Genomic DNA, 13,035 nt, shown 5'->3' with positions numbered 1-13,035 from the left:
ACTCGTTACACTCCGTTAGCAATTTAATGCTAATGATAATAATTATCATAACTATTAGTTGAATTATTTATTGGCGCCGAATACAAGGAGAAAGACATGAGTCGGCACTTTATGCTTAGCCAGACGTCGCTCGCAGTGGTACTAGCTTTGACGGCTGGTGCGGTACAAGCAGCAGAAGAAGAGACAGTAGTGGTGGTTGGTCAACAGGAAGACAGCTCTGTTGGCCCTGATTTCAGCTACCTTGGTATCAGTAGTCGTACTGCAACCAAAACCGATTTACCCATCAGTGAAACCCCTCGAGCGGTATCCGTGGTGACTCGTGAACAGATGGATGACCGCGCATCGGTCAGCATCTCGGATGCGTTGCAATACACGCCAAGCATCCAAACCAACTATTACGGTGAAGATAACAAGCAGGACTGGTTTGTTATTCGTGGTTTCCAGCAAGCGGGCGCAGGCTTGTATCAGGACGGTACGCGTCTTTATTCGGCCGGCTTCTACAGCTGGCAGATCGACCCGTTCGGTCTGGAACGAGTTGAAATTTTGCGTGGCCCGGCTTCGGTCCTGTATGGACAAAACCCACCGGGCGGTGTGATCAACGTGGTCAGCAAACGACCACAATTTGATGGTGGCTCAGGCCAGGTTGCCGTTGAGTACGGTTCTTTTGACCGTAAGCAGATTAGCCTGGATGTGAACAGCGAGATCAACGATGAGCTGGCGTTCCGATTGCTGGCTCTGGGTCGTAAAAACGGCACTCGCGTCGATAATGTAGAAGCCGAGCGACTGTTCCTGGCACCATCACTGGCCTGGAAAATCAGCGACGACACTAAACTGACGGTATTGACCAGCTATCAGAAAGACGACTCTGATCCATATCTTCAGTTCCTGCCGATGGAAGGCACGCTGACGGACAATCCGAATGGCAAAATTTCTGACAGCACCGCGATTGGTAACCCGGATTGGGAAAAGTTCGAACGTGAACAATTGTCACTGGGCTATGAGTTTGAACATGCGTTCAACAGTGATCTGTCTTTCTTCCAGGCGGCTCGATACAGTCGAATGGACATCGATCTGCGTCAGATCTACTCATTAAATTACTCGGCGGATACCGCTGGTCTGGGACCATTGTTGGATCCGACGGGCGAGCGTCAAACTGTGTTGCGCGGCGCGTCGACCGAAGAAGGTCATTCGGACGCTTTCAACATGGATAACCGCATTGTCTACGCGTTCAACACTGGCATGGTAGACCATACGCTGCTGGCTGGGATCGATTACCAGCAAATCAAGATCAAGAGTAAAGATTTTGCGGCGGATCCTTTGGTCGCAGATGGTAATGATCTACTCAACACGCCACTTGGTGTGCTACCAAATCCGAACTTCAATGTGTATCAGCCAAGCTACACCAACAACATTGTGCTGATTGACTCATCAACCTTCCAACCGCTGACGGATGCCGATCGCGAAACACGTAAGATCGAAAACCGCCAGTTGGGTCTGTACCTGCAGGATCAACTGCGTATTGCTAACCGCTGGGTGGTGCAAGCGGGCGTTCGTTATGACGATGCGACCAACAAGCAGCACAACACCTCAACGGGTGACAAATGGAAAGCCGATTACGAAGAGTGGACCACCAGTCTGGGCGGTGCATACGTCAGTGATATTGGCCTGACGCCTTATGTCAGCTACGCGCAGTCGTTCGAACCGATTCTGGATACGCGTCTGGCAGAACAGCCGTCGAAACCAGAACGTGGTGAGAGCTATGAAGCCGGTCTTAAGTATCAGCCTCGCAGCTTCGATGGTTACTTTAACGTAGCCGCTTACCAGGTGACCAAAGAGAACCTGCTGCAAGTGGCAGGGAATGAAGTCAGCCAAGTGGGCGAAGTGCGCAACCGCGGTATTGAGTTCGAAGCCGTTGCCAACGTCACACCGTCTCTGACGCTGATTGGTAACCTGTCTTTCATCGACTCGGAAATCACCGAAGACACCGATGCAGCGAAAGTCGGCAAACGTCCGGCTCAGGTAGCTGACAAACTGGCGTCAGCCTGGGCTCACTACCGCTTTATCGGTGGTACGCTGGATGGCCTGGCCATTGGCGGTGGTGCTCGTTACATCGGTGACACATACGGTGACAACTACGAGCAGAACAAAGTTCCGTCTTATACCTTGTATGACGCGACCATCAGCTACCGTTTCGATGACTACAAGTTCCAGGTTGCCGCGAAGAATATCTTCGACAAAGAGTACGTTGCGACTTGTAACTACTACTGTTGGTACGGCGATCGCCGCAACATCATCGCGAGCATCAGTTATGACTGGTAACGCGACTCAAAGCCTGAACACTCTGCCCGCAGGGCAGAGTGTGTCACAGCAAGGCGATATGTGCTGTGTGGAATTGGGGCTGGGCAAACTGCTGGTCAGCAAGGAAGTGGACGGATTCTGGCAGGTTAAGCAGTTGAGTGTGGCCGGAGAAGATACCTTGCGTGCGCTGGCTTTGGCTTTTGAGCACACGGCAGAGATCCGTTGTCTGGACGTTGGCGATGTGACCGTCCCAGAATTGGAGCCGTTACTTTACGTGAGTGAGCAGGGGCTGCGCCTACTGTGGCGTGAAGCCTTGATGCAGCAACCTCAGTTGTGGCTCAAGCAGGCGGATGTTCAACCTTACCCGCACAAGCAGGTGCTGACCAAAGCCGGCTATCATCCGATGCGTGCCAAAGCAAAACAGGGCGAAGTGTACCGACGTTATATCCCGCAACTTGAGCAGACGTTGACTCTGGTGGGGCTTGATGTTGAAACGCACCTTCCGTTCTTCCATCGTTGGCAGAACCGTGAGCGTGTTGCGGCGTTTTGGGAGCAGACCGGTAACCTTGAAGAGCATAAAACTTACCTGCAAGAACAGGTTACCAACAACAAAAATCAATTGTTGGTTGTTTGCCTGAATAACGAACCGTTTGCCTACATTGAAGCCTATTGGACCAAAGAAGATCGCATCGGTCCGTATTACCACGCCGGTGACTATGACCGTGGCATTCATATGCTGGTGGGCGAAGAACATCACCGTGGCGCGCATAAGGTTGCGGCTTGGCTGCCGTCGGTGTGCCACTTCCTGTACCTGTCCGACCCACGGACAGAGAAAATTGTCAGTGAACCACGTGCTGACAACGGCAAAATGATCGGTTATCTGCAAAAACACGGTTTCGCCAAAGTAAAAGAATTCGACTTCCCTCATAAGAGGGCAGCGTTGATGTGTCAGTTGAGAGATACCTTCTTCAGCGACCATTTTTGATGGTATCTCATGGATAGTGTCCAGAAAAAATAACGAGGTTTAGAATGACAGACCAGATAAAGGAATACGACGTGCTAGGTGTGGGTTTCGGCCCGGCAAACCTTTCTATCGCCATTGCGCTTGAAGAGCAGGCGCAGGCTCATGATTTAAGTTACTGCTTCCTGGAGCAGAAACCGCAGTTCGAATGGCATGGCGGCATGCTACTCGATGGGACCCGCATGCAGATCTCCTGCTTAAAAGACCTGGTAACACAGCGCAACCCGACCAGCCCGTATTCGTTTATTAACTATCTCCATGCCCATGGTCGGTTGAACTCATTCATTAACCTCGGCAGCCTGACACCATCGCGCGTCGAGTTTAACGACTACCTGACCTGGGTGGCGAAACAGTTTGATGCCGTCGCTCAGTACGGTCAGCGCGTGATTGATATTGAACCCATTGAAGAACAGGGCCAAATTGAAAAAGTACGTGTGGTTTCGAGTGACATTCATGGCAACCAGACCGTACGTATTGCTAAAAATCTGATCATCAGTATGGGTGGGATGCCAAAAATTCCGGAACTGTTCGCCGGTTTTGAAGACGATAAAGTGGTGCACTCTTCGCGCTATAAAGTCTGGCGCGATCAGTTTGACACCCAGGGCAGAGCGCCAAAAATTGCCGTGGTGGGCGCAGGTCAGAGTGCGGCAGAAATCTTTGTCGATCTGACCAACCGCCACGAAGCGGGTGAAGTGCACCTGGTGAACCGTAACTTTGCGTTACATCCGGCGGATGACAGTGCCTTTGTCAATGAGATATTTAACCCGGAATTCACGGATCACGTTTACGACAGTAATCAGGACGAACGCAAGCACATTCTGGCACGGTTTGCTGGCACCAACTATTCCGTGGTGGACACCGAAGAGCTAAATGCGATCTACGAGCGTTTGTATATGCAGCAGGTGACCGGAGAAGGTTCTCATCAGCATTTACGCTGCCATGATATTCAGGAAGTCGGTCTGAAAGACAGCAAAGTGTCACTGCGTTATCACGATCGTATTCACCGTACCCAGATGTGGCAAGAGTACGATGCGGTTGTATTAGCGACTGGCTATCGTTATGATATGTTCAATCAGATGCTTAATAAGCTTGAACCGATGAAGGCAGACAAACAGGTAGAACGTCGCTACCGTTTGCCGATGAAAGAGAATTGCCAGGTGAATGTTTTCCTGCAAGGTTGCTGCGAAACATCCCATGGGCTGAGTGACACGCTTCTGTCTGTGCTGGCGGTGCGTTCCCAAGAGGTTGTTGACTCCCTCCTCGCGAATACCGACAAGCACAAGCAGGCGGTCAGCGCTTAGACGTTAGACCGTGAAATAAAGCCGTGACAAAGTAGGGTTGTCACGGCTTTTCTATCTCAGATAAGCTGATATACCCTCAGTTCTTCATCCTCGTTCAAAGCGCCTTCCACGATCTCAATCGTACGTGTCATCCCCGGCAATAAGAAAAAACTCGAATCAGAGAAACGTGTGACGCCACTGTGTTCCAGGTGGACGTACAACACGGGCAGATCGCTTTGTAGCCGCACACGTTGGCCATCCATCTGTACGCTGATGACCGCATGCTGGAGCGGTAAACGTTTTGGCTCAGCAGGCAGCCAGAAGGTATTGCGTGTTGGCTCTGATTGCGAGACAAAATACAACGCGCCCGATTCGGCCTGAAACGAGCATTTCTTGCGTTGCCACACCACTTGATTACGGTTGCTTGGGATGATTTCATCGACTACCCAGCGCTCCCGAGTTTCTCCCTCCCAACTTAACCACAACACTTCTCCGCATAACGCCTTGGCGTCTCTTGAGTCATTGATCGCGTGCAGGCACACTTGCTCGGATTGCTCTGAAAAACAGGCCAGCAAAGGCTGATAAAAGCGCACTGCGTGATAATGCAATTGCTTCCAGCGCCCTGAATATTCAATGCTCGACCAGGAGCTGACGGGCCAGTTGTCGTTCAGTTGCCAATAGAGCATTCCCCGGCAATGCGGTGATTTGGCGCGCCAGGACTCGACTGCGGTGCTGATGGCCATCGCTTGTTGCACCTGACTCAGATACAGCATCTGCTCAAAACAATCCGGGAAACGAAAATAGCGGGTAAACATTTCGGTGATAATACTGGTGCCGCGAGCGTTTTTCTGATGATGTTCAAACGCTTGGGCTGTGATGTTATGAGCCTCATCCGGAAGGAATTGTTTCACTTCAGGTAGAGAGGGCCACGACTGGTATCCAAATTCAGAACAGAATCTGGGCGAGACTTCACGGTAGGCGGAAAAGGATTTACCTGAGTGCCAGACGTCCCAGAAATGCATGTCGCCTTTGTTGTCATCGTGCCAGGCATCGCCAAAGTCGAGCTCACCATTGCATGGAGAACTGGCCCAGAATCGCCGGGAAGGGTCACAACGAGTGACGGTCTCTTCCAGCATCCGGTTGAGACGATCATAATTAACTAGGTATTTCTCCCGGTTGTGGCGTGACTCCGGATACCAGTTGAGCGAGCCGATCACTTCGTTATCGCCACACCAGAGCGCGAGGCAGGCGTGATGTTTCAGACGACTGACCTGATGCTCAACTTCCTGTTTCACTTCAACAAGAAATTCCGCAGTTGACGGATATTGGGCGCAAGCGAACATCAGATCCTGCCAGACCAACAAGCCGAGCTGATCACACAGCTGATAGAACATATCCTGTTCGTAGTCGCCGCCGCCCCACACCCGGATCATATTCATATTGGCCGCTTTTGCCGCCTCCAATAAGTTGCGGTAGCGAGCTGGGGTGATACGTCCGGGCATCGCGTCCACCGGAATCCAGTTGGCGCCTTTGGCGGTGATATCGATACCGTTAACCACAAACACCATCTCATTGCCGTTTTGGTCTGGACGAGTGCGCAGTACCAGTTGCCTCAGCCCGATCTGTTTTTGAATACGTTGCTGGTCTAGCGTGATTTGTAAGGGATACAAGTGTGCGTCACCATAGCCGTTTGGCCACCACAAAATAGGATTGTTGACGTCAACCACGACACGTGTCTTCCGGCTGTAAGCGTCAGTTGTGACCGCCAGTCGCTGAGAAGCAAACTCAACCTGAACGGTTGCCGGTGGCGCTGGGCGGTGCGTTATCGTGACGACCACCGACACCTGTGTCAGGTCGTGCCACTGCTGCTCGACATCGACGTGATACAGTTCTTGTTCGTTGATCTCGACCAGCTGTATTGGGGCGAATACGCCGCAGACGGGCAAACAAATCCCCCAATCCCAGCCGCTGTGACATTGCGGCTTACGTATCGTGTTCATGTGTGGGATCTGGTTATTGCCTTCTGCCCAAGGCACCGGAAACGGCAGAGCTGCGGCGTGCTTATGGGCTTGCTTGGCTGCTGACTGAAAGCGCCATTCAAAGTGATTGTCACCCATGTTGAGAAACGGAAGGATATTGATCTGATGTTGTTGGAACGCGTTGCTGCAACGAACCACAAGCTGGTTGTTGATATACAGACTGGCAAAAGTGTCGACTTTATTCAGCGTCAGTGTCAGCTTTCGGCACTGAGGCAAAATATCCAGGCGCAACGTTTTGCTCAGATGCCAGTCGCAATAGGCCGGCCATTGAACGTCTGCTTCATTGCTTGCGTAGTAAGGATCGGGGATGAACTCTCCCGCGAGCAGGGCAGAATAATGGTCACCGGGTAATTGCATTGCCGTGTTAATGTGGGGGTATTGCGGCGAGCTGAGCCGCCATTCACCGTTCAGTTCCATCATGATCTCGTTCGGTTTTTTGATTGCAGAACTGGGATTGCAACACAGCTGGAGATGGGAAAATGTGCGGTTATTCATGCTTGTTGCTCAGGCAATGGCTTTGTTGTTCTGCTTGCGAGTGAGACAAAAACTTCGTACAAATTGACCAAATTCTGACCTGGGTGTTTACTGATTTAATTGACAACAATTAACCATGAGTGGCGCTTTGATGAATTAATCCTGGTGATGATTTCACCAGACCATACCGGGTATGATTGACTCACTATCGGCGGACAGAGATACTGCGCCCCCATTTTGCTCGAGGAGTTGTTATGAGCCAGGCCAAAAACCGCAAAGACCTTCATCTTGAAGCTGTGCTGGAGCACGATATGCGCATGCACACGAAGACCAATGGCCTGGAAAGTGTCGATTTCGAGCATTGTGCATTACCAGAGTGTCATTTGGATGAGATTGATCTCCAGACGACCTTTTTGGGGCACTCTTTGGCCATGCCTTTTTTGATTAGCTCCATGACTGGTGGGGCGAAACATGCCGAACACATCAACGCTAACCTCGCAGAAGCGGCTGCCGAACTGAAGATCGCAATGGGAGTCGGGTCGCAGCGCATCAGTCTGGAAGAGTCAAACCACACCGGATTAGGGGCGAAGATTCGCCGTCTGGCGCAAGGGGTACCGCTGTATTCCAATATCGGTGCAGCGCAGCTGCGTCATGAAAACGCGGTTGAGGTAGCGCACCGCGCGGTAGAAAATATCGAAGCTGATGGCCTGTTTATTCACGTCAACCCAATGCAGGAAGCGTTGCAAGCCGGCGGCGATCGCAATTGGTGCGGTATTTTAGACGCAATTGAAACCGTGGTGCAGGCCGTCAAAGTGCCGGTGATCGTCAAAGAGGTCGGATTCGGTATCAGTGAGTCGGTGGCCGGGCAACTGATAAGCGCAGGCGCACAGGCCATTGATGTTGCGGGCGCAGGTGGAACCAGTTGGGCTGCGGTAGAGGGCTACTGTCACCGTGACCTCAAAATGGCTAAAGCGGCGGAGCTTTTTCGGGACTGGGGCAATCCTACGGCCTATTGTCTCCGCAGTATTCGCGACGCCCACCCGGAAGTGGACCTGATTGCATCGGGTGGAATTCAAAACGGCCTCGACGCAGCCAAAGCCATTCGTCTTGGCGCCGATATTGTCGGTCAGGCAGGGGCTGTGATCCGGGCGGCCAGCCTGAGTACCGAAGCGGTGATTGAACACTTTGAGCAGCTACGCTTTGAACTGATGTTGACCTGTTTTGGCACGGGCAGCCGGGATCTCACCATGCTGAAAAGGGCGCCTCTCATCAACCTCTGACGGCTTATGACATTCTGAGCGGCTTTCATCTTACTGCGTCTTTCTATACTGAAAGAAAACCATGAGGCAGCAGAATGCATTTTGTCCCCAGTTCTTCAATCCAAGTCGACAGCCAGGTGCGGGCCGACAATCTTGCGCCTGTAGTCAGTGGTTTGTTGGCGTTGTTTGCAATTGCCCGTATGAACGCTATCTTGTACCGTGAGACACACAGCGATGAAGCTTTGCATCAGTTTCGGGTCTCGTTGCGCCGGGTTCGCAGTATTTTAACATTCAATAAGACACTGATTGGGCAGCCCTATCTGACGTTAAATCAGAGATTACAAACCATATTGTCCGGCAGTGGTGATTGTCGCGATCTGGATGTATTGATCAATAAACTCGATACCCTGGATGTCGCTGAGACTAACGCTCAGGTGCATTTTCGCTTGTGGTTGACTGAGCAGCGAGCCCGCACGCGCCAGCATCTGATCGCCCGGTTGACGCCGATGACTCTGGAGCCTCTCTTTCATCATATGACCGACATTTTGCTCAGGCACGTAGCTAAGCTAAAACATCGAGACTACAGTGCTTGGGTATGTCGGCGCTATCAAAAGAAACACCGCCAGCTTAGACAGCGCTTGCAAAAGATAGGAAGCTTGAATGCCGAGCAGCTTCATCGGTTGCGTATCCGAGCCAAGTTGCTGCGTTACAGCGGTGAGTTTTATCAAGTTTGGCTAACATCGAGTACACAGAATGCATGGAAACAATGGCAGACAAAGTTAGGGGAATTGAACGACCTTCATGTGCAATTAACCATTCTGACAGCTTATCAACAGCAGTTATCCAATGGCTCGGCCCATCAAGCCGCCGCTCAGGCATTACACGCGATACTCCAAGCTGAGTGGGAAGAAGTATTGCATTCGCTTCGTCAGGTTTGATCCTTTCATATCATTAATATTTAGTGACAGCGTCACCTTGGTGGGGCAGGAGTGGTTATCTGCTCTGACCGAATTCAGACTTTTGGACTATCTTCATAATACGACGTTTGGTTTAGTGCGCTGTGCGGAGGGAATCGTGAAGCGAGTGTATCTGTTGTTGGTGTTGTTGTGGTCGTGTTCGGCGGCCGCAGAGGTAGAGCAGTATGTGAGGTATTTGCACGGTGGCACGGTTCAATATGGCTTGATTCAGGGCACCAGAATTCAACCAGTTGTCGGTAATTTGTTCGATACGTTTCAACTGTCTGAGCAGAGCCTGTCATTGTCTGAGGTGACGGTTCTCCTGCCGGTGGCTCCCGGCAATGTGTACGCGGTCGGGCTGAATTTCGCCAGCCACATGGCGTCGTCCGCACGAGCTGATCCACCGATGTTCGTTAAACTTTACAGTTCCCTTATCCCGTCAGGGCAGCAGGTCGTGTTACCCGCTGGTGCAAAGAATCTGCACTTTGAAGGTGAGCTGGTGGTTGTGATTGGCAAAACCACGCAAAATATCAGTGAAGCCGATGCAATGAGCGCGGTGTTCGGTTATCTGGTTGGCAATGATCTGACCGAGCGGACGTGGCAGGCTCAGGATTTACAGTGGATACGAGCGAAATCCAGTGACGGGTTTGGGCCGGTGAGTGCCCGGATCACCCGAGGAGTAGATTTTCGTGATCTTGAAGTGGTCACTCGGCTCAACAACAAAGTTGTTCAGCAAGAAACGATGCGTACGATGATCCATAAACCCGCCAAGGTGATTGCGTATCTGAGTCAGTACTTTGTTTTACGACCCGGGGATTTGATTTTTATGGGCACGCCTGGACGAACTGAGGCGCTGCGCGACGGGGATGAGATAGAAGTGTCCATTTAAGGTGTTGGGAGTGTGACCAACCGGGTCAGCGCAGTCGATTGACTCATGCTCTGGTAAGAAATCGCGCCACCATAGCGCGCCAACCGAAATCATGCCTATACTAACCTGACGTAATTGATTGATATTTCGAAAGGAAAGGTATGAAAGAACTGATCATCCATATCGTGACGGTGTTTATGGGGTTGTTTGCGATAATGAACCCCATTGCCAACACCCCTATTTTTCTAAGCCTGACTGCCGATGCCGAGCGCTCGATGGTCAAGTCGGTTGCATTTCGTTCTGTTCTGATTGCTTTTATTATCGTGACCACCTTTGCGGTGTCCGGCAAAGTCATTTTTGATTTATTCGGGATCACTTTGTATGCCCTGCGTATTACCGGTGGCATTCTGGTGTTTCTGATCGGCTTTCATATGCTGCAGGGCGATAGCACACACAGCAAAACCAAAGAAAAGGCGTACTCTCCGCAGCAAAGTGATGCGGTGCTGAGTATTGCCGTCTCGCCCTTAGCCACTCCGATCCTGGCAGGTCCGGGGACCATTGCCAGCGCAATGAACTTCGCAACAACCGGCGGTGTGATTGAAACGGTAGTGACGGTCGTGTCGTTTGGATTGTTGTGCATACTGACGTACGTATTGTTCTTATCTGGCGAACGTTTGGTGAAAGCGATTGGCCCAAGCGCTCTAAATGTGATCACGAAAATGATGGGCCTCATTCTGGCCGTCATTGGTACTCAGATGTTGATTGATGGCATTGCGGAAGCATACAAAACGGTATTTCACTGAATGGATAAGGCAGCTTAGTAATACCAATGAAATCAATAGCTTTAAAGCATGACGCTGGTGTGACGCATCAGGATGTAGTTAAATGTCGGTCATTGAGAATAACTATCCTGTCAGCCGTACCGATATAAGGAGTCAGGTTTATGAAGTGGACCGGAATTGTTTTGCTAGCCTTATCACCGATTGCGCAAGCTGCCAGCCAGTGTCAGGTCGAGAGCTTTCAACCCATCGATATTGAGCCCACAGTCAAAGCCGTTCAGTTTGACCGTGACTCTGAGCAGGCGATGATCGTCAGCAAGCCGCCGATGCGATGCGCCAATGTGACGTTTACCACGGCGGTGACCCGCGGGCGACAAGTCGACTGGTTGCGCGAGCGCTTTGAGGCCACCTATTTTGATGGCTCGACACGCCGTTCACATGAAGTGAACTTTAAACAAGACGATCTGAGTGTGAGTAAAATCCGTGTCGGTCCCAATCTACCTGCAACGGCCTACGTTTGTTTTACAACCTCAGAGACGCCGATATCCAGCATCAGTTGCGACATCGACTGACCTGGCAGATTCGCTGTTAACAGCACAACGCCTCACTGAAGTGGGGCGTTGTGCTTTTTTTTAAGCGGCTGGTATCCGCCAGCAGACGGACGGATTCTAGTTAATGACCAGTGCGCAACATGCTTGTCTCAAAATAGGTTCAGGCCGAAAACGCGTTTCACAGCGTCCGCGACTTGGGTTGCCTGATGGTTGGCGCGCTCGGTACCTGCGCGTAACACGTCACACAGATAAGCGCGGTCGGCGAGCAATTCATTCCGTCGGGCCCGGATCGGCGCCAGTAGCGCTTGCAGACAAGCCTCAAGTTCAGCTTTGACTTTCCCGTCACCGAGCCCTCCTTCCTGATAGTGGGCTTTCAGAGCTTCCACGTGGGCGGTGTCCGGATGAAAAGCATCAAGGTAGGTAAATACGATGTTGCCTTCCACCTGGCCGGGATCTTCGATACGCAGGTGATTAGGGTCGGTATACATTGAATGGACCGCCGCACGAATGTCTTTTTCCGTTGCCCCGAGGTTAATGGCATTGCCCAGTGACTTGGACATTTTATTTTTGCCGTCGGTGCTGGGTAATCTCGGTGTATGGCTCAGCATCGGCGTACACTCAACGAGTACAGACTCATTTGCCAGATTGTTGATCTTACGGACAATTTCATTGGTCTGTTCAAGCATCGGTAATTGATCGTCTCCGACAGGGACGTGGGTGGCACGAAAAGCCGTAATGTCTGCGGCTTGCGAGATCGGGTAGGTCAGAAAGCCGGCCGGGATGGAGCGCCCGAATTGTTTGGACTGGATTTCATTTTTCACCGTCGGGTTGCGCTCTAGACGCGAAATGGTGACCAGGTTACTGTAGAACATCGTCAACTCGGCCAAAGCCGGAATGTGCGACTGTAAGCAAATAGTGGTTTTGGCCGGATCAATGCCAACTGCCAGATAATCGGCGACCACATTAAGGATGTTTGATGCGACTTTGTCCGGGGTATGCCCATTGTCAGTCAGCCCCTGCATATCCGCCACCAGAATGGTTTGATCATGCTGATGTTGCAGATCAATACGCTGTTTCAGTGAACCAACATAATGGCCGAGGTGCAGTTGGCCAGTGGCCCGGTCTCCGGTCAGAATGGTTTTTCGTTCGTTTTGCATATCAATATCTCCTGTAATTGCTGCCGCCGGAGAGTCGCTATGCCTGAGATCATTCGCTACCTTCCGGCGGCGAATGAACGTAGAAATTCAGTGCCGCTCAGAGAGAGCGCCACCAGAACATGGTTTGTGTACGAAGGGATTGGATCGGTTTCATATCTGCAAGCTAACACACATTTTCAGCGTAGGGCAAATCAAATTTGCGTTGAACATTGGAGCTGTTGGCCAAGTATAGCTGACGGAAACGCTCTGAGAAAAACCGACTATAACGAGTATTTATACCGAAATTAAAATAGTTAATTGGCAATAAAGAGACACTTTCCATAATCTGTGATGTATTTATCGATGACATGATG

Annotated in this window: 11 protein-coding genes; 8 read left to right on the top strand and 3 right to left on the bottom strand. The window is 51.2% G+C overall.

What is annotated here, in order from left to right:
- Positions 1 to 96 precede the first annotated feature (96 nt).
- From CAG65_RS04445 to CAG65_RS04435, 3 genes are read left to right on the top strand one after another with little or no spacing between them, the layout of a single operon-like run.
- Complete coding sequence (locus CAG65_RS04445) at positions 97 to 2,319, top strand: TonB-dependent siderophore receptor (RefSeq protein WP_161452447.1); 2,223 nt, start codon at positions 97 to 99, stop codon at positions 2,317 to 2,319.
- Positions 2,309 to 3,283 (top strand): GNAT family N-acetyltransferase, encoded by a 975-nt coding sequence (locus CAG65_RS04440; RefSeq protein WP_161452445.1) that lies wholly within the window; start codon positions 2,309 to 2,311, stop codon positions 3,281 to 3,283. Before CAG65_RS04445 ends, CAG65_RS04440 begins: the two co-directional genes overlap by 11 nt.
- A gap of 44 nt (positions 3,284 to 3,327) precedes the next feature.
- The gene (locus CAG65_RS04435; protein ID WP_021703575.1) at positions 3,328 to 4,620 is read left to right on the top strand and encodes a lysine N(6)-hydroxylase/L-ornithine N(5)-oxygenase family protein; all 1,293 of its coding nucleotides are present in this window, start codon (positions 3,328 to 3,330) and stop codon (positions 4,618 to 4,620) included.
- Positions 4,621 to 4,676: 56 nt separating this feature from the next.
- Here CAG65_RS04435 and CAG65_RS04430 read toward each other — a convergent pair whose 3' ends face one another.
- Positions 4,677 to 7,058, bottom strand: a complete 2,382-nt coding sequence (locus CAG65_RS04430) for a glycoside hydrolase family 2 protein (RefSeq protein ID WP_161452443.1) — start codon at positions 7,056 to 7,058, stop codon at positions 4,677 to 4,679.
- A 308-nt stretch (positions 7,059 to 7,366) separates the two neighbouring features.
- Between CAG65_RS04430 and fni the strand changes: the two genes are divergently transcribed.
- The 5 genes from fni to CAG65_RS04405 all read left to right on the top strand — a co-directional run bounded on the left by fni (position 7,367) and on the right by CAG65_RS04405 (position 11,546).
- On the top strand, positions 7,367 to 8,392 hold the full coding sequence (gene fni, locus CAG65_RS04425) for a type 2 isopentenyl-diphosphate Delta-isomerase (RefSeq protein WP_021703573.1): 1,026 nt from the start codon (positions 7,367 to 7,369) through the stop codon (positions 8,390 to 8,392).
- 74 nt (positions 8,393 to 8,466) lie between these two features.
- The gene (locus CAG65_RS04420; protein ID WP_161452441.1) at positions 8,467 to 9,309 is read left to right on the top strand and encodes a CHAD domain-containing protein; all 843 of its coding nucleotides are present in this window, start codon (positions 8,467 to 8,469) and stop codon (positions 9,307 to 9,309) included.
- 136 nt (positions 9,310 to 9,445) lie between these two features.
- Entirely contained in the window at positions 9,446 to 10,216 is a 771-nt protein-coding gene (locus tag CAG65_RS04415; protein ID WP_337247542.1) for a fumarylacetoacetate hydrolase family protein, read from the top strand.
- 140 nt (positions 10,217 to 10,356) lie between these two features.
- On the top strand, positions 10,357 to 10,998 hold the full coding sequence (locus tag CAG65_RS04410; RefSeq protein ID WP_161452437.1) for a MarC family protein: 642 nt from the start codon (positions 10,357 to 10,359) through the stop codon (positions 10,996 to 10,998).
- A gap of 140 nt (positions 10,999 to 11,138) precedes the next feature.
- Complete coding sequence (locus tag CAG65_RS04405; protein ID WP_021703569.1) at positions 11,139 to 11,546, top strand: hypothetical protein; 408 nt, start codon at positions 11,139 to 11,141, stop codon at positions 11,544 to 11,546.
- Between the two features lie 128 nt (positions 11,547 to 11,674).
- Here the strand turns inward: CAG65_RS04405 and trpS are convergent, their stop codons facing one another.
- Together trpS and CAG65_RS22165 are read right to left on the bottom strand one after the other, a co-directional pair.
- Positions 11,675 to 12,682 (bottom strand): tryptophan--tRNA ligase, encoded by a 1,008-nt coding sequence (gene trpS, locus CAG65_RS04400; RefSeq protein ID WP_161452435.1) that lies wholly within the window; start codon positions 12,680 to 12,682, stop codon positions 11,675 to 11,677.
- A gap of 163 nt (positions 12,683 to 12,845) precedes the next feature.
- Positions 12,846 to 13,035: hypothetical protein (locus tag CAG65_RS22165; protein WP_237668742.1), on the bottom strand; the 190-nt coding region annotated here is incomplete at its 5' end.

It is taken from the genome of Vibrio sp. V39_P1S14PM300 (assembly GCF_009904765.1).
Taxonomy (GTDB): domain Bacteria; phylum Pseudomonadota; class Gammaproteobacteria; order Enterobacterales; family Vibrionaceae; genus Vibrio; species Vibrio proteolyticus.
Note: the sequence above shows the minus strand (reverse complement) of the source record. Positions and strands in the feature narration are given on the sequence as shown.